This is a genomic window from Paenibacillus xylaniclasticus (genome assembly GCF_004001065.1).
GTDB lineage: Bacteria > Bacillota > Bacilli > Paenibacillales > Paenibacillaceae > Paenibacillus_T > Paenibacillus_T xylaniclasticus.
Map to the genome: position 1 here is coordinate 29,441 of NZ_BIML01000013.1, position 18,103 is coordinate 47,543.

Below are 18,103 nucleotides of genomic sequence, written 5' to 3' on the forward strand. Positions count from 1 at the left end.
TAAGTGATGATCGAATTTTTGACTATGCTGCCGACGCACGGCGACTCGGCCTATGTTGGAGCTGCGAATCCGGAGCCTGGACGTACTGACCCATGGACCGCGATAGCCGACCGTGAGCCGTCGCTGGCATATGCAATTCAATATGCGCAGGCGGCCGAACGAAACGGCTTTACGGCGCTGCTGCTGCCGACCGGTAACAGCTGCTTGGATTCGCTCGTGACAGCCTCTGCGCTTGCATCCAGCACGGAAACGTTAAAGCTCCTAATTGCGGCACGTCCAGGCTTTACGGCGCCTGCGACGTTCGCGCGGCAAATCGGCACGCTCGATTATTACACACAAGGACGGGCGCTCGTCAATATTATTACAGGCGGTAATCCGGCTGAGCTGAATGCGGACGGTGATTTCTTAGACCACGCGAGTCGGTACAGAAGAACGGCAGAGTTCATTCATGTGCTGAAGCGTCTATTTACAGAGGATCGCTTCACCCATGAAGGCGAGTTCTATCATCTGAAGGACGCCGCTTTATTCTATAAATCCGTTCAGCAGCCAAGGCCTACGATCTACTTCGGCGGTGCATCAAGCGAGGCAATCGAAGCCGCGGCGAAGGAAGCCGATGTGTATATGCTGTGGGCCGAGACGCTGGAGCTGACGAAGGAACGAATCGATGAAGTGAAGGCAGCGGCGGCGGCGTACAATCGAGAGCTTGGCTACAGCATCTCGTTCCAAGTGTATCTGGGGGATACGGAGGAGGAAGCGTGGGCAAATGCCCGCAGCCGTATTCAGTACGTTCCGGACCATGTCTATGAGGCGAAGGCGAAGCTGACGGCCCGAAATGAATCATTCGGAGAGAAAAGGCTGCAGCAGCTAATGGAGTCGTCGCGCCATAATGGCTTTCAGATCGGACCGAACCTGTGGGCCGGCTTGACCCAAGCGCTGGGCGGCAACTCGATTGCGCTCGTGGGCACGCCGGACCAAGTGGCTGATCGGATACTCGAGTATGCCGACCTTGGGTTCGAGAAGTTTCTGCTGCGCGGCTATCCATTCCTTGAGACGGTGGAAGCGGTGGGCCGGGAGCTTATCCCGAGTGTGAGGAAGAAGCTGGCGGAGCGGGAGTCGGTGAAGGCGGCACGACTTGCCTAATGATATGACTCCATGATCGGAACAGGATGAACGCTATGGATTTGAAGACACTTAAAACCTTTCAGACCATTGTTCAGCTGGGCAGCTTTCAGGCAGCGGCTGATCAGCTTCAATATGTGCAGTCCAGCATTACGCTTCACATTCAAAGGCTGGAGTCGGATCTTGGCATGAAGCTGCTGGAGCGGGGCAAGAAGGTGAAGCTGACGGAAGCGGGTAGACTGCTCTATGATAGGGCGTCAGTGTTATTGAAGGATTTCGACCTGCTGCAGGCGACGATGAATGAGTGGGCGCAGGGCGATGCAGGCATTGTACGGCTTGGTGTCATGGAGCCGACGGCGAGTCTGCGGCTTCCGCCGATTCTCGCGACGTTCCGCGCACAGCATCCGAAGGTGCAGTTAAAGCTTCAGATTAGCAGCACCTTTATGCTAAATCAGATGCTTCAGGAGGATAAGATTGAGTTCGTCATCTGCACAACACCCGAGACAGGCGAAGGGATGACCTTCGAGCCGCTGTTCACAGAGGAGCTCGTGCTGCTTCTGCCCGAGGGGAACGAGCTAGCCTTGAAGGACTCGATCTATATGCAGGATTTGCAGGATCAGCATTTGCTGCTGACGACGTCGTTATGCCCTTTTCGCAAAAGCTTAGAAAACCGGCTGCTGGAATGCAGCGTGACGCCGCAGTATGGGACCGAGATCAGTATGATGTCCGCTTTGCAATATTATGTGCAATCGAATTTGGGTATGGCGGTCGTACCGCAAATTAGCGTCACCCCTCCGCCTAAGGGGACCGTTGTGAAGCCGATTGTTGATCTTAACGCGGGTCTTGTTACAGGCATTCTGCGCAAAATGGACGGACCGCCGCTCGGCGTCGCCGGCTCGAAGCTGATTGAGGCGATACGCAAGGGCTTAAAGCGTGATCCTGTATCCAAAGGAATCGGAAAGGAGGCTGCCGATGTCATCTATTCATAAGGAATTGAAGGAGGCGGCTGCGCTCGTTCGCAGCGGATATCAAGTGGCGATTAGCGGCAGCATGGAGATGGCGCCAATGGCGCTCATTCGGGAATTGATACGAGCGGACTTAACAGGGCTGCGGCTTCTATGCAGCGGCTCCGTCGGACTCAATGCCGATCTGCTTGTCGGCAGAGGGGTTGTACAATCGATCGAGCTGTCTCATATGATGCTCGGGGAATCGGGACTGGCCCCGCGGTTTCGGCGGTTAACCGAGCAGGGAGCCCTTCGCGTTCTCGATCATACGTGCCCAGGTATAGCTTCGGCCTTAACAGCAGGCGCGATGGGCATTCCGTTCATCCCGGTGCAAGGAATGCTCGGAACCGACTACTTGAAGGTGAGGGACGATTTCAAGCTGATCGCCGACCCTTATGAGCCGGAACAGCAGATCGTCGTTGTCCCTGCCATTACACCGGATGTGACGCTTTTCCATGCGTTTCAGGCCGATACGGCAGGCAATGTGATCGCCAGTCGCTATCAGAATATTATGCAGCTGGTGCAAGCTTCACGGATTAATATTGTGACGGTGGAGGAAGTAGTGGAGGCCAGGCAGCTCGATGAGAGCAAAGGCGTGAAAATTCCAGCCGCTCTGCTGACCGCTGTCGTGCATGCGCCATATGGTGCTCATCCGTCTGCCTGCCCGGATTATTATGACGTGGATCGCTCAGCCTTCCAGCGCTATGCACAGCAGGCGAGGACACAGGAGGGGTTCGAGCAATATGTGCAGGAGCAGGTTCTGGCTTACGAGAGCCATACTGAATATGTGAGGCACCATGTATCGGAGAAGGAGCGTGCCGTATGGGGGATCGCTTGACGAATGCCGAACGGCTCATATGCTCGCTTGCCGTACAGATCCGTAATGGCGAGAAGGCTGTGGTGGGCAATAATTCACCTATTCCCGCCGCTGCTGCGCTGCTGGCGAAGCGGGCGCATGCGCCTTTGGCGAGCGCCTATATTCTGGGCTCATCTATAGATTGGCCATTTACGGATATGCAGCAGTTTTTTAATTTCGTGCAGCGCGGCGCTGCCGATGTGTTCTTCTTAAGCGGGGCGCAGATTGACGCATATGGCAATATTAATCTCCATGTGATCGGGGATTACGCAGCCCCAACCGTGCGTCTTGCGGGCGGTGCAGGAGCGGCCATGTTCTATTATCGCAGCAAGCGCGTGTACCTGTTCAAGGCAGACCATGAGCTGAAGGGGTTCCCGGAGCGGCTTGATTTCATAACGAGCAGCGCCTCGCCGGCCCATCGTACAGAATCCTCTCTCGGCAGGCTAGAAGCCGTCTATACGCCCATTGCGGTGCTGCGCCCGGATGCGCAAGAAGGGCGGTTGGAGCTTGTGCAGACGGCGCCCGGCGTGACGCCGGAAGAGGTAGCGCAGCGCACGGGCTTCCGGTTGAACCATGCTCCGGCAGTGGAGACGCTCGCGGAACCAGATTCGGAATTGGTGCAATTGCTGCGGTCTGAGGTGAAGAACGATCTGCGGGCGATCTACCCGGAGTTCGCAGGCAGCGAGCTTCGATAGCGATGTGCCTAGGTTCATTTTTTCTGAATGAATGATTCGGTTATTTCAATTTTACGAATAGGGAATTCCGTTTTAAAATTGGGGTAATCGGGTGTGAATAATATGATTTGGAATGGAGGAGAGCATTATGACTCAGCTAACGGTTCAGGATACGTTCCAAAGGTTCGAGCAGCAGGTTCGAGACGTGCTTGCGAAGCAGGGGACGCTGCGGGAGACGATCGATGGCGTACGCCCGTATTTCGAGGAACTGCTGAAGGATGAACGGCTCGTACCGGTGGAATATCGTCAGCCGCTGCCGGACAAATATGCGCAATATTTGCTGTACCGGCCGGAGGATGAGGTGTTCTCGATCGTGGCATTCGTATGGGGAGCGGGCCAGACGGCGCCAATTCATGATCATCTGACCTGGGGGCTGGTTGGAATCTACGAAGGTCAGATTGAGGAGACGCGCTATCGCCGAGTGAAGCAGGCTGATGCAAGCGGCAATGGCTTCCTTGAGGAAGTGGGCAAGGTGCAGCCATCGAAAGGGGAGATCTCGTTCGTCTATCCGCCGGATCATGATATACATGGGGTGTCGAACCCATTCGCAGCAACGGCAATTACGGTTCATGTCTATGGCACGGATATTGGCAAGCAGGAGCGGTTCCTCTACGATCCGGAGACGAGCAGCACGCGCCAAATCGTGACGAAGCATCGCAATGAACAGCCGCTCTACCCTGTACAAGAGGCACAAGCAGGATGACGAAGACGCAGACGCAGACAACAGGACCTCTCACCGGGCTGAAAGTGATTGAATTCGGGCAGATCGCTGCAGGACCGTTCACCGGGTCCTTGCTCGCGGATCTCGGAGCGGACATTGTGAAGGTAGAGCGGCCGGACAGCGGCGACGGCATGCGGCAGTGGCCGCCGTTCTTTACCGGTGAGGAGGGGGAAGAGTACAGCTCCAACTTCGCTTCGCTGAATCGGAACAAACGGAGCATTGCAATCGACTTCAAATCGCCGGAGCAGCTGGAACGGCTGAAGGAGCTGTGCCGCGCAGCGGACGTCATCATCGAGAATTACCGCCCGGGCGTGCTCGGGAAGTTCGGCCTTGGCTATGAAGCGTTGGCTGCAGTTAATCCGAAGCTTGTATACTGCTCGATCTCCGGCTATGGCCAAGAAGGACCGTATGCCCAGCGGGGCGCGTTCGATGTGACGATTCAGGCTATTAGCGGTTTGATGAGCGTTACGGGCGAGGAGGATGGCGAGGCGGTCAAATGCGGCGTGCCTGTTGCAGACTTCACGGCCGGATTATATGCAGCTTACAGCATAACGGCTGCCATCCTTAAAGCGAGGGAAACCGGCGAGGGCTCATACATCGATTGCTCGATGCTTGGAAGCGTGCTGGGCATATCTGCCCTGCAGACAAGTGAGTATTACGGTAATCTGACGCCGCCGAAGCGGCTGGGCACCGCGCACCCACGGAACGCGCCTTACCAAGGCTTTCGCGGAAGCGATAAGCCGTTCGTCATTGCAGCCGGCAACGATAAGCTGTGGCAGGAGGTTGCCGAGGCGGTCGGGCAGCCGGAGCTTGCACAGGACCCGCGATTCGTCACGCAGACCTTGCGCGCACGCAATCAGAAGGAGCTGGTGAAGCTGCTGCAGCCCAAATTCGAGCAGCGCCCTGCCGCTTATTGGCTGGAGGAGTTCGAGCGCAGAGGCGTACCGTTCGCGCCGATCAATACGTTCGAGGATATTCTGAACGACCCAGGTGTAGAAGCGATGGGCCTGATTGAGGAGCTGCCGCTGCCTAATGGTGCAGTGACGAAGACGGTGGCATTCCCTGTCAAGATATCAGGCGTACAATTCGCCATCCGCAGCCTGCCGCCCCGTAAGGGCGAGCATACCGAAGAAGTGTTCCATGAATGGCTGTCACCAGCCGTTCGGACCCCATGATCAAAATTAATGATGAAGAAGGAGAGTTCTGAACATGTCAAATCAAGTGAAGCTTGTATTGTGGAGCCGTGAGGGCTGTCAAGCGTGCCAGGAGACGAAAGCTTATTTTCAAAGCAAGGGCTATGAGTACGACAATATCGATGTTACGGGCAAGGATCATCTGCGCGACATTCTTGAGGTGAAATATGGCATCCGTCATGTGCCGGTTGTCGAGATCGGTAATGGTCAAGTCTATGAAGCGGTAACAGACGGCGATCTTAACCGCATCGATGCGCTGCTGCTCGCCTAAGAAACATAAGGATAGGAGCGAAGAAAAATGGGAGAGAAGAGAAAGCTGAAGCTTGGAGCATGGATTCACGGCGTCGGCGGGGGCTGGGAGGATTGGCGGCATCCGGAGGCGATTACCGATGCGAGCGTCAATATTGATTTCTACAAGCGGGAAGCGCTGACGGCGGAGGCCGGCAAATTCGATTTTGTCTTCATCGCGGACAGCGTGCACATTACAGAGAATTCGAGCCCGCATTATGTGAACCGATTCGAGCCGTTGACTATCCTTTCAGCACTTGGCGCTGTTACGTCCAACATCGGCCTGGTCGGAACGCTGACGACAAGCTACAGCGAGCCTTATACGGTCGCTCGTCAGTTCGCCTCGCTCGACCATATTAGCCGCGGCCGGGCGGGCTGGAATGTCGTCACCTCCTGGCTGGAGGGAAGCGCAAGAAACTACAGCAAGGAGAAGCACTATGCGCATGATGTTCGTTACCGTCTGGCGGAGGAGCATCTGGACGTTGTGCAGAAGCTGTGGGATTCATGGGAGGACGATGCATTCGTCCGGAACAAGGAGACGGGCGTCTTCTTCGATCCGGAGAAGCTGCATAAGGCGAATCATAAGGGCGAGTTCTTCTCGGTTGAAGGCCCGCTGAACATTTGCCGTTCGAAGCAGGGGCAGCCGGTTATTTTCCAAGCAGGCTCGTCGGAGGATGGCCGTAACTTCGCGGCGAAGAAGGCGGAAGCGATCTTCATCAATCATGACTCCATCGAGGAGGCGATAAGCTTCGCGAAGGATATTAAGAGCAGAGCGGTTGCCAATGGCCGTTCGGCGGACGATATTCTCGTGCTGCCGGGCATTCTGCCAATCGTCGGCCGGACAGAGGAGGAGGCGGAGCGCAAATATTTGGAGACGGTCAATCTGGTGTCGATTGAGAAAGCGATCATCGCGCTTGGCCGTCCGTTCAATGACTTCGACTTCCGCTCGTTCCCGCTCGATGAGCCGTTCCCGGATCTCGGCGAGCTGGGCATCGACAGCCAGCAGGGCAGCTCGGAGAAAATTAAGCAAATGGCGAAGGAAGGCAATTTGACGCTTCGCGAGGTTGCGCTGCGGTATGCGACGCCAAGAGGCGAATTCGTCGGTACGCCGGAGCAGGTAGCGGACAAGATTCAAGAGTGGTTCGAGGCAGGCGCGGCAGACGGCTTCATCGTCGGGGCCGGCATTCCGAATGGGCTGCAGGATTTCGTCGAGCTGGTCGTCCCTGTTCTTCAGAAGCGCGGTCTGTTCCGGGAAGAGTATGAGCACGATACGCTGCGCGGCAATCTCGGACTACAGTTCCCGGTGAACCGGTATACGAAGGCGAGAGCGACAGTGTAGTTTTTCAATATAGGAAGGTATGGGAAGGCTGTTCCGACAGGTCATGGTGAGTGGCTGTTGGGACGGTCTTCTATTTGCTTCGGACAGGGGGCCGACCATGCTCGCCTCCACCATGTAAATCCACAACCGCACGAGGTTGTGGATTTTTGCTGTTTCGGCATCGTTGTATGGGGAGTTGAACCCCGCCTGGGTCGACCGCGCGCAGGACTGCGGAGCAGTCCGAGCACGCAATCCGACTTTACCACTTTGTTGTCATCGGGGAATAGGCTTCAGCATCAAGTTAGATCAAGAATCGGATACTCCATTTGTCTCCACAATCAGGAAAGCCGACCGCATGGTCGGCTTATTTGCGTCTTTGTTTGGGAAGTTGAACAGGGCTGTTCTGGGCGCGTATGCAGCGGTTGGTAAAAAGCTTCGAGGTAATGTATCAGGGCAGGGGACAAGTACGATTCTATTTCCGCTATGGTTGACATATGTGAAAGTTGATGAATAGAAAGGTTACGATTTTAAGTAACAATTCTTCAATGAATGACCTCTTTCAGTAGCAATTCTGCTGTTCGCAGTGAAAAATAAGTCGTAACACAACGGATGCACAAACGTCCGTTCCAAGCTAATCAAGCATAGCAGTTGTAGATTGTGCCTTTTTTAAGCTTAGCATCATAACAGGCGGATTGTGGATTTGCCAAGCTACGATTCGCCTCCACCATGTAAATCCACTGTCTCAAGAGGCAGTGGATTAACAGCGGTGCTTTTGTTGCTCGGGGTGAAATGGGTCATAGCTCAATGGATGCGCAGGTAGCGTGTTCGCGACTTTGGTCTTATATCAGCTAAACAACCTAGGCAAATCTGTTTCATACATTATAGGTATCGCAATCGATTCGGACATGCGCTTGTTCAAGCAAGTGCATGTCCGTTTTATGATTTTGGTACAACTGATAGCTCCACTATCACAACCGCTCAGAATTGATAGGGGGATGTCGGTTGATCATGATAGCTGTTTTTCCTGATAATAGAAATGCCAGTGAATCGACGGGGTTCAGAAATGTAACGTTACATATTAAGACCGGGCAAATATTAAAGCTAGAAGGAGGCGCATAGGCCGTTCGGCCGCGAGTGGACGGATGATATGCTGGTCAGTATTTGTGTAAGAGCCATCATTGCCGCAACCCTGTTGCATACGAATAATCCTCTCCAGTAGAGTGTAGATGAGGAATCGATGCGCAAGGGGGAGCGGTATGAAGCAGCTTAAAGATTGGCTCAAGGAGAGACAAACGAATTCTTTTGTCGGAAGAACGCGGGAGCTTCAGAGGATGAAGGAATGTTTATTATTTCCGCAGGATGACTGGAAGCTGCTGCATTTCTTCGGGCGATCAGGTACGGGAAAGACGACATTGCTTCGCCATTTCGAACGGGTAACAAAGGATGCCCCCGTTATATATATTGAGGGTCGGTTCGGGTTTGATTCGCCGAAGTCGTTCCTAAGACAGCTGGGAGATCAGCTGTGGAAGAAGCTGCTGATCGAGACTCCTGTATCAGACGCAGAAGTAATGAACCTGCTAAACCGTATCGCCGAGACAAGCGGCAGGATGGTGCTGCTGTTCGATGATCTAGATCAATGGATAACGATTGAAGAGTGGCTTCAACAGGAATGGCTGCCTTCACTGTCGGTGAAAGTCCGTATCTGCAGCACGGGCACAATTCCGCTTGGAAACATACGGCCTCCGCTGCTCGATGAGTTGATTATGAATGAACCGCTGCTGCCGTTTGCTTCATCCATTGAGTGGAGTGAGGACTCTGAATCTATCGAATATTTAGCGGCAGCATCCGTATTAAAATATTTTGACCATATGCTGCTGGAAAACATCTTGGAGCGACCGGTTCCGCCGGAGCAATTCGAAGAGCTATGCCGCTCCCCTTATATTAGCTGGGCTGGTGAGCTCGGTTGGTCCGTGATGGATGATATCCGTCGCAGCCTGCGCACGAGATGCAGAAAACAATCTCCTGACCAATACTTTCGGTATAAGCAGCGGGCGGAAGCGGCGCTGCACCATCGTCTGCTTCAACTAACGACGGATCAATTTCAATGGTTTGAATATGAGCTGGCATGGCGCAAGTTCAGCCTGCTGGATAACGACTTCCTGCAGGGGGTTCTGTTTTACGGTAATGATGAAGGCTTCTCATGTCGGACCGCTCATGCTTCCGAACTATCCGTCCTGGAGCAGATGTTATCTTATAACGTCGATACTCTTCTCCCCTACAAGCTTGATGAAGTAGAAATGCATAAATATGTGGGGGAAATATGGGACGTAGACCCTAAGTCGGTGTATGTTGTACATCGTAACGAAAGGCTTGCAGGTCTCTATTTCCTGATCCCGTTGAATCATGAGATGCGGAGGGTATTGGCTCATAACCCGATCACCCAGAGCTTCATTGAGCTAGGGACGACCGAAGAAAACGATTACTTTGTGTATACGGTTGCTAGTATACCGGCTTATGATTTTGAGGTATTCGGATATATTTTGCGGAAGCTGCTGTATAACGAGCTCGCCGGTAGACGTGTGACGTTCATGGTGCCGAAGAAGGAGCAGGTGGAAGCTTTCGGTCTAATGGGATTCGAGCATCTGGAATGGGCGAAGCATCAATCGGACGGAGGGCAGTCTATGTATTTCATTCAGTTGGATTTGCGCACGCCGATCCCATTTCCGCTTCTCTATTCGACAAGGGAACGGCCTCAATCCTTGAGAGGGCCAATTGTAGCCAAAGCGAAGGAGCTCTTTAATCCCGATCATCTAGAGCGCGACCTAAAAACGTGGGAAACACTTGTGAAGCACCTGTTAGAAAAATATAAAGATATTCAGTCGACGGAAGTGAAGGAATGGATTCTAGCCACTTACCGACGGTTGAAGTCGGGCTCACGCATGGAGCAGGCACAGGCTCAAATCCTGCAGCACCGCTATTTGCAGAAGAAAGGCTCGCATGAGGCAGTTGCATCGCTGTTATCATTGCCAATCGCGACCTACTATCGGTATCTTCGGCGATTAATTGTGATGGTCGCCCAATCATTACGTAAACAATTTTATCATGAAGAGCATGAAATCCAATTCAGTGAGCAGACACCCCCTTAAGTATAGGGGCAACGTTATTCGATGGGAGAGATGAAGGAATGAGAAGAAAAATGATCATGGTAAGTATGATGCTGCTCATGTTTTTTCTCGGTTCTATATCCAGTCAAGCTGCTGCGAAGATACAAGAAATAAGAGCTTATTTGAACAATGAAATTACGTTCCTATTGAATGGGGCGAAGTGGAAGCCTACGGATGCGAATGGGAAGCCTATCGCTGCGATTACCTATAATGGAACGACCTACGTGCCGCTCCGCGCGGTATCTCAAGCATTCGGGGTTCCTGTCGAATACAATAGTGTCAATAAACAAGTGATTCTTGGGGAGAAGAAGGACTATGTTTCCTTCCTGGACAAATCGGTAGGTCTTGATAAGAAGAAGTCGTACTACACGACCTCCGTGACACGCAATGCGTCTGAGCTAAATCGCGGAGGCAAGCAATACCAGGCGGCCTTCAAATTAGAGGAGGTCAACAGCAATCAGAAGAGGATGACGATTGACTTCGGCAAAGCCTATACAAGAGGGCACATTGTTGTCGCTGCTAACTTCGCCGCCGCTCATAGCACGATGAAGTTCCGGGTGCTGAATGACGATGACGTGGTGCTATATGAAGGGACATTGACGAAGGAGGAGCCGTTTGCTGAGGTGGATTTTAATATCACGGGGATGACTCGTTATTTATCGGTCGATTTCGTAGCTTCAGTGGATGGGTATTCGACTGGATATGTTCTGCTGGATGACAGTTGGGTCAAATAATTATATTTAGCTGGTGAATTTTCGTTGATAGAAGGACAGTTAGGGCGAATGGAGAAGCCTTAGCTGTCTTTTTATTGTTATAACGATTCTAGCTATATCTCCACAGTTCAGAGCTTATCCTATACTCATTTCATAAGGTTATTAAAGGGGTGCTCAACGATGGATATCGATAAAATCGTCATGGAATATAATCAGCAGGACAGTCAGCGCATTCAATTCTCGGGCGCCATATTGTTTGGAGCTCGGGGCAGTATAAAGTTTGAGAATAGCTTATGGGTTTGCCAACCGCAGCGACAAGATCAACAATACAACGAATACAAGATTTGGCATAGCATCGGGGTGCAAAATATTTACTGCAATTGCGATTTGTCAGCTCGTACAGAAAGGGCTTCTTGCGTTTGATACTTCATTAAGTGATATGGAAATCAAGCTAGGTCAGCTTGATCCAGCCATTACGGTGCATCATTTGCTTACTCACACCTCCGGCATTCCTGACTACCATGATGAAGAGATGATGACCGGCTATGAAGAAATTTGGACAACCGTGCCGATGTATCATGTTACTTCCCCGAAGTGTTTTCTGCCCTTGTTTCAGAATCATCCGATGAAATTCAAGCCTGGGACCCGATTTTCATATAGCAATGCGGGATTCATTATGCTTGGACTCATTGTTGAGCAATTAACGGGTTTAAGCTTTAACGATTATGTCGAGCAGAACATCTTTCAAGCTTGTGGAATGAATGATTCGGGATATTTTCGTATGGATCGGTTACCTGAACGTACCGCGCTCGGTTATGTGGGGAATGATGATCATTGGAAAACGAATCAATACTCCATTCCTAATGTAGGCGGTCCTGATGGAGGGGCATATACGACGGTATATGATTTAGCCAAATTTTGGAATGCACTCATGAACTATCAATTATTATCGAAAAGCTTAACCGAACGGATGCTTACCCCGCATGCTCAAGATGATGAATTTATCCATTATGGCTACGGAGTATGGATGACCATGATCAACAACGAAATATTTAAGTACTTTGTTATGGGCGGAGATCCAGGCGTCGTCATGCAATCCTCATACTATCCGAGACTGAATGCGGAAGCCCATGTTTTAGCTAATGTTGATAGAGGAGCGGGTATTATCGCCTCTCGAATCGATGAAGCACTGCTTAGCAGAGAATTATAAAGCTGCGTTAAGAAGGCCCCATTCCTAGTCGAATGGAGCCTTGATCGCATGTTCATTCAGACACAGGTGAAGGATTGGATCGATTGCAGGCTCAGTCCAGTGTACACCCAAAACCTTCCGTTCCACTGGAACCCTGCAACGGATGTACGCCCTACGAATACCGGGAAAAACCAGAATTGATTTCGATTGACGAGCCAAACGTACGTATTTCGAAACAAACAGCGAGCTATCGCTCCTGGATCAACAGCAAAGGGCGTTACTGCAGGCTGTTGAGGGATAAATCCCGGCGGAGGTGAACTAGGTGCCATAATTCCTGGGGGAGCCGGCGGTCCTGGCTGCTGTCCTGGCGGCCCAGGTGGCCCAGGTGGCCCTGGAAATCCTGGCGGTCCAGGTGGCCCTGGAAATCCTGGCGGTCCAGGTGGTCCTGGAAATCCTGGCGGTCCCGGTGGTCCAGGGAATCCTGGGGGGCCTGAAGGCGGGAAAAATGACATGATCTTGTCACTCCTTAGTTGATGGGCTAAAACAATATATGTAGTAGCGGAGATAAAGGAATGGGCGCATACCCTAACGAAGTTACAGATGGTTTATCTATAGAGATATGGTCTAACGCCTCCTTCACTGAATATGTATGAAGAGATGCCTGTTTATCGAAGTATCCATAAGGTGGGGAGGCTGTTATGCAAATTCATGTCATACAGTCCGGCCAATCGCTCTATCAGCTGTCACAAACGTATGGAATTCCCGTCGAAACTATAGCGGAAGCGAATGAAATATCACCATCCAAAACATTGGTCGTCGGACAAACATTAGTCATTCCGATCGTCGGCTCGTACTACTGGGTGCGCCCTGGAGATACGTTAATCAGCATTGCTTCCGCATACGGCACTACCGCGCAGCGGCTGGCGGAAGTGAATCAAATTCCGATCAGCGGCACCTTAACGCCAGGGACGAGACTTTATATTCCGCCGCGGCCGCGCCGGGCTGCAGAGATTAATGCCTATGTCGAACCGCGCGGCAGCCGTGTAGCGCCAGCGCTCCTTAATGCGTCCCGCGAAGCAGCCCCGCATTTGACGTATCTCGCCCCGTTCAGCTTCCAGATTAATCGAGACGGGACGTTAAACCCGCCTCCGCTGGGCGGTCTGCGGGAGATTGCGCGACAGAACGGAGCGGTGCTGATGATGGTCGTCACCAACCTGGAGAACGGCCAGTTCAGCGCTGAGCTCGGGCGAATCATTCTCAATAACGAGCAGGTACAGAATCGGCTGCTGGATACGGTTATCCAGACCGCAAGGGAGCAAGGCTTCCGCGATATTCACTTCGATCTTGAGCATCTTCGTCCAGAGGATCGCGAGGCATATAACCGTTTTCTGCGCAAAGCTGCCGATCGGATTCACGGGGAGGGGCTACTAATTTCGACTGCGCTCGCACCGAAGACGAGTGCGACGCAGGCGGGGGAATGGTACACAGCTCATGATTACCGTACGCATGGACAGATCGTGGACTTTGTCGTCATTATGACGTACGAATGGGGCTACAGCGGAGGACCGCCAATGCCGGTGTCTCCGATCGGACCGGTACGGCAAGTACTCGAATATGCGCTAACCGAGATGCCGGCGTCGAAAATTATGATGGGCCAAAACCTATACGGCTACGATTGGACGCTTCCTTTTGTGCCGGGAGGCGCATACGCCAGGGCGGTGAGTCCTCAGCAGGCAATTGATATCGCCCGTGAGCATAACGCTGCGATTCTCTATGATGAGCAAGCGCAGGCGCCGCATTTTAACTATTGGGACAATAATGGCAAAGAGCATGTCGTCTGGTTCGAGGACGCGCGTTCGATTCAAGCAAAGTTCAATCTGCTGAAGGAGCTGGGCTTGCGGGGCATCAGCTATTGGAAGCTGGGGCTTAGCTTTCCGCAGAACTGGCTGTTAATTGATGAGAATTTTGAGGTGACGAAGAAGTAGTCTTGGTTGCAGTATGCACCACTTCCGCGGTTCGCTCTATCTAACGGGGGCTGTCCAGAAAGTCAGGGTAAACTGACTGACGGACCGACCCCCGTTTTTTAATAGATGATAAAAATGCACACAGATTCTCCATAGCGTTGAGCCGTAACTGCAGTAACGCACCCAAAGTGTTTTGTTAGGGGGCAGCGAAAGAGCATACGATTGAAAAAGGCGAGGAACCTACAAGGGGGGGCTTGCCTCAGCGTCGGGTTTAAAACAGCTTTTTAATCGAGCCGAGCATGCTGCCTGCTTTGTCCAGCGTAATTTTTTCCTTTACGCTATCAATCATTGCATTGATCTGATCGTTCGGCAGATCGATTCCCATAACGGATTCGAGCGCCGAAACAGAGTCCTTCATAAACTTAGCCGAGAAGTCTTTATCATTTTTAATTTTGGTTACAATTTCTTCGATTTTCGCCTTGATATCCACAAGCATTCTCCTCACTTTGATATGTACTCCAAATCATTGAATGATGTCCGCGAAGTGTAATCAACGGATTTTGTGACGGACTAATCTTCTCCCTGCTCCTGTCCTGCTTGGAATACTCTCAAAAATAGATTGATTTCCAACCATATTGATCATTTTGAGAAATTCATTATATAGTAGAAAAAATGGTCCTATTTTCCTAACACGATAGATTTAAATGTTATGCAGAGAGAAGGGGTATTGTGGCACTAATCGGAATAGATCTAGGAACTTCGAATAGTTTGATCGCTTATTGGACCGAGGATGGGCCTAAGCTCATTCCGAATGCGCTGGGGAGCTTTCTAACTCCGTCTGTCGTAAGTGTAGACAATAACGGTGAGATTATCGTCGGGCAAATTGCCAAGGAGCGTCTCATTACGCATCCCCACGTAACGGCTGCAGCTTTCAAGAGATTTATGGGGACGGAGAAGCAGTTCCATCTCAAGCCTTATATGTTTTCGGCTGCGGAGCTTTCATCTTTTGTCCTTCGTTCTCTGAAGGCTGACGCGGAAGCCTATCTGGGTGAGGAAGTGACGGAGGCGGTCATTAGCGTCCCTGCTTATTTTAACGACACACAGCGTAAAGCGACGATATACGCTGCTCAGATTGCTGGTCTCAAAGTGGAGCGGCTCATTAGCGAGCCTACTGCAGCGGCCTTGTCTTACGGATTACACGAAAAACAGAATAACACGCAGTTTTTAGTATTCGATCTTGGCGGAGGAACGTTTGACGTATCGGTTCTTGAATTTTTCGAAGGCATCATGGAAGTGAAATCAGTCGCAGGCGACAATTATTTGGGCGGTGAAGATTTCACCGAGCTTCTCGCAAGCTATTTTGTCGAGAAATGCGGACTTACGTTCGATAGCTTGAATGGTAAAGCGAAATCCGTCATTTTTAATCAAGCCGAGTTTTGTAAGAAGGACCTCGCAGCTGGAGCGACGGGGAGGATGCGCTATGAAACTTCAGAACAAACCTATGAAATCGACATTCATTACTCGGAGTTTGAAAAGCTTACCTCCTCATTAATTGTACGGTTAAGGAACCCGATTGAACGGGCGTTGAATGACGCGTCGTTATCACCTAGTGATTTGGACGCGGTTATTCTAATAGGCGGAGCTACTCGGATGCAGCTTATTAAATCAGTGGTGGGCAGAATGTTCGGACATTTCCCGTTCTCGAACATTAATCCTGACGAAGCGGTTGCTTTGGGAGCTGCAGTTCAAGCAGCACTGAAAAATCGTGATCAGGCGCTGAACGAGATGATATTAACGGATGTTTGTCCTTATACGCTAGGTATCGAGATCACTAAAAAAATTGGTGAACACGAGCAGTATGCCAGCGGATATTTCTCCCCGATTATCGAGCGTAATAGCCCGATACCAATTAGTAGAGTTGAACGATACAGCACCGTCGTGGATTATCAGGAAATGATCCATCTAAGAATTTACCAGGGAGAGAGTATGCGTACGGCCAATAATCTGTTATTAGGCGAGCTTAGATTTCCAATCCCGCGCATGAGACAGGGTGAGGCCTCTATTGATGTTCGGTTCACTTACGATATTAACGGCATTCTGGAAGTGGAGGTTACTTCTGTATTAACCGGCGAAATCAAAACGATCGTAATCGAGAAGAATGCAGAAAAGCTGTCCCCGCAAGCGTTAGCTGCACGACTGAGCGCCTTGAAGGATATTAAAATTCACCCTCGTGATCGTTCAGAGAACCGTTTGCTTCTCGCGAAGGCTGAACGGCTGTATGAAGAATCGATCGGTGTGAAGCGGGAAATCATTATGAGCCATCTGGCACAGTTCGAAGGGATTCTTGCAGGGCAAGACCCGCGGCGGATTGCCAGAGCAGCCGAAGAGTTTAAGGCATTCTTGGACACCATTGAACAATCTCGAGGCTACTAAGTTAGGGGGGATTGAGGTATGGATTGTTGGGCAGTACTCGGGATTGCTCCAACGTCTGATACGGCCGTAATCAGAAGGGCCTATAAACAGCAGCTGCTCGTCTGTCACCCTGAAGATGATCCGGAAGGCTATCAGAAGGTTAGAGCTGCATATACGGCGGCGATGAGTGCAGCAAAGCTGTTGATTAAGCATGAAGAGGCGGCAACAGAAACTACAGGGAATGTAGAAGTTGAAAGAAACAATGCTGACGCGCCTGCAGATGGGGATGAACGAGCGTACCAGCGGCTGTTCAGGCTGGAAAGTACCGGTCCAATTGAGGATGATGAATCCGAGCAGGACGAAGGTCAAGTGAAGGCTGAGCATCTTACTGCAAGATATAATTTCATTGCCCAGCAAGCTCAGGATAAGACGCAAGCGGTAAACGATTTTATGGCGCGGTTGGAGCAGCTTATCCATGATAGCAGCCAACAAAATAACCCAGCGGCATGGAAAGAGCTGCTTAGCGACGAAATATTGTGGGACTTTCAATTAAAACCTAGGATCGAAAATCGAATGCTGCAATTGCTCTCGAGGCGTTACAGCTGGCTGCAGGATCCTATTTGGAACATTATCGAATCTCACTTGGGGCTAATGGAGAAAATGATTAACCAAGCAGACGAGTATCCAGCTCGTTTTGTAGACACATACGCAATAGCGACGCAGAAGATCGACACGCCTCGCCAATGGAAGAAGGCCGTAATATCGAAAGGACAAATCATTAGAAATCTGGATATTAGTTGGTGGAGATATTGCTTTAAGATCCCAATTATTTGGACTATATATCTGATTATTGGGAATGTTTTTACGATCACGCTGTATCTTCTCTGGGTGCTGGTGCGGAGTATTCTCTATGTATTTAGACGGAACTGGAAAATTATTATGTGGGAATACACCTTCTCCTATTTTAATCGATGGGGCAAAAGATATGATTTCAAGTATATCGATATTACCAGAATAGTATGGCGTTCCAATTCATTAATCATCTATCTTCGGGGCAAAAGAATTCGTGTTCGGAACCGCTTATATATCATGAATCTCGATCATCTGCTTGCTAAAATGAATCGGTACGGAAAGATGGAGGGGAATACTCTCTATATTGAATAAGATTAATGAAGCGCAGCGTATTCGGTTCAGTATGACCGACACGCCGTGATTTATTGTTAAAGAAAATGTAGGCTCTTATCTACTTCAGAACTCGACCGAAACAGGTCGAGTTTTTTTAAAGAATGCTAATTTGAGAGGATCGCGTTTCTCCAAGGCTGCGATAACATTACTGCGGGGATTTCGTTGATGCAGGCACTGTGTTTCCATTTTCCGATATGCACTTCAACTTGGTTGATTTTTACCCATACTTTTCTTGTCTCTCAA

The 18,103-nt window shown here is 50.8% G+C and carries 16 protein-coding genes; 14 read left to right on the forward strand and 2 right to left on the reverse strand.

Annotated elements, in window-relative coordinates; all coding sequences use genetic code 11:
• The first annotated feature begins 6 nt into the window (after positions 1–6).
• The 11 genes from PXY01_RS13755 (at position 7) to PXY01_RS13805 (ending at position 12,320) form a co-directional block, all read left to right on the forward strand.
• Positions 7–1,140, forward strand: a complete 1,134-nt coding sequence (locus PXY01_RS13755; RefSeq protein ID WP_127570596.1) for an LLM class flavin-dependent oxidoreductase — start codon at positions 7–9, stop codon at positions 1,138–1,140.
• Between the two features lie 35 nt (positions 1,141–1,175).
• Positions 1,176–2,108, forward strand: coding sequence for a LysR family transcriptional regulator (locus PXY01_RS13760; protein ID WP_127570597.1), 933 nt, complete (start codon positions 1,176–1,178; stop codon positions 2,106–2,108).
• Complete coding sequence (locus PXY01_RS13765; protein ID WP_127570598.1) at positions 2,092–2,961, forward strand: CoA transferase subunit A; 870 nt, start codon at positions 2,092–2,094, stop codon at positions 2,959–2,961. Before PXY01_RS13760 ends, PXY01_RS13765 begins: the two co-directional genes overlap by 17 nt.
• The gene (locus tag PXY01_RS13770) at positions 2,946–3,674 is read left to right on the forward strand and encodes a CoA-transferase (protein ID WP_127570599.1); all 729 of its coding nucleotides are present in this window, start codon (positions 2,946–2,948) and stop codon (positions 3,672–3,674) included. The genes PXY01_RS13765 and PXY01_RS13770 overlap by 16 nt, the downstream gene beginning before the upstream one ends.
• A 127-nt stretch (positions 3,675–3,801) precedes the next feature.
• The gene (locus tag PXY01_RS13775; protein WP_164744421.1) at positions 3,802–4,416 is read left to right on the forward strand and encodes a cysteine dioxygenase family protein; all 615 of its coding nucleotides are present in this window, start codon (positions 3,802–3,804) and stop codon (positions 4,414–4,416) included.
• Positions 4,413–5,609, forward strand: coding sequence for a CaiB/BaiF CoA transferase family protein (locus PXY01_RS13780; protein WP_127570601.1), 1,197 nt, complete (start codon positions 4,413–4,415; stop codon positions 5,607–5,609). Before PXY01_RS13775 ends, PXY01_RS13780 begins: the two co-directional genes overlap by 4 nt.
• Positions 5,610–5,643: 34 nt before the next feature.
• Positions 5,644–5,898: a glutaredoxin family protein gene (locus tag PXY01_RS13785; protein ID WP_127570602.1), complete on the forward strand. Its 255-nt coding sequence runs from the start codon at positions 5,644–5,646 to the stop codon at positions 5,896–5,898.
• A 27-nt stretch (positions 5,899–5,925) separates the two neighbouring features.
• On the forward strand, positions 5,926–7,254 hold the full coding sequence (locus tag PXY01_RS13790) for an LLM class flavin-dependent oxidoreductase (protein ID WP_127570603.1): 1,329 nt from the start codon (positions 5,926–5,928) through the stop codon (positions 7,252–7,254).
• Between the two features lie 1,235 nt (positions 7,255–8,489).
• Positions 8,490–10,379: an AAA family ATPase gene (locus PXY01_RS13795; RefSeq protein ID WP_164744422.1), complete on the forward strand. Its 1,890-nt coding sequence runs from the start codon at positions 8,490–8,492 to the stop codon at positions 10,377–10,379.
• A gap of 38 nt (positions 10,380–10,417) precedes the next feature.
• Entirely contained in the window at positions 10,418–11,131 is a 714-nt protein-coding gene (locus tag PXY01_RS13800) for a stalk domain-containing protein (RefSeq protein ID WP_127570605.1), read from the forward strand.
• Positions 11,132–11,390: 259 nt separating this feature from the next.
• On the forward strand, positions 11,391–12,320 hold the full coding sequence (locus tag PXY01_RS13805) for a serine hydrolase domain-containing protein (protein WP_246027930.1): 930 nt from the start codon (positions 11,391–11,393) through the stop codon (positions 12,318–12,320).
• Between the two features lie 56 nt (positions 12,321–12,376).
• Here PXY01_RS13805 and PXY01_RS22850 read toward each other — a convergent pair whose 3' ends face one another.
• Positions 12,377–12,811, reverse strand: coding sequence for a collagen-like protein (locus tag PXY01_RS22850; protein WP_164744423.1), 435 nt, complete (start codon positions 12,809–12,811; stop codon positions 12,377–12,379).
• Between the two features lie 186 nt (positions 12,812–12,997).
• Between PXY01_RS22850 and PXY01_RS13815 the strand changes: the two genes are divergently transcribed.
• Positions 12,998–14,284: a glycoside hydrolase family 18 protein gene (locus PXY01_RS13815; protein WP_127570606.1), complete on the forward strand. Its 1,287-nt coding sequence runs from the start codon at positions 12,998–13,000 to the stop codon at positions 14,282–14,284.
• 250 nt (positions 14,285–14,534) lie between these two features.
• Here the strand turns inward: PXY01_RS13815 and PXY01_RS13820 are convergent, their stop codons facing one another.
• Complete coding sequence (locus PXY01_RS13820) at positions 14,535–14,753, reverse strand: hypothetical protein (RefSeq protein ID WP_127570607.1); 219 nt, start codon at positions 14,751–14,753, stop codon at positions 14,535–14,537.
• Between the two features lie 239 nt (positions 14,754–14,992).
• On the opposite strand from PXY01_RS13820, the gene PXY01_RS13825 reads away from it, so the two are divergent.
• Complete coding sequence (locus PXY01_RS13825) at positions 14,993–16,696, forward strand: molecular chaperone HscC (RefSeq protein ID WP_127570608.1); 1,704 nt, start codon at positions 14,993–14,995, stop codon at positions 16,694–16,696.
• An 18-nt stretch (positions 16,697–16,714) separates the two neighbouring features.
• Complete coding sequence (locus PXY01_RS13830) at positions 16,715–17,839, forward strand: J domain-containing protein (protein ID WP_127570609.1); 1,125 nt, start codon at positions 16,715–16,717, stop codon at positions 17,837–17,839.
• Positions 17,840–18,103 lie beyond the last annotated feature (264 nt).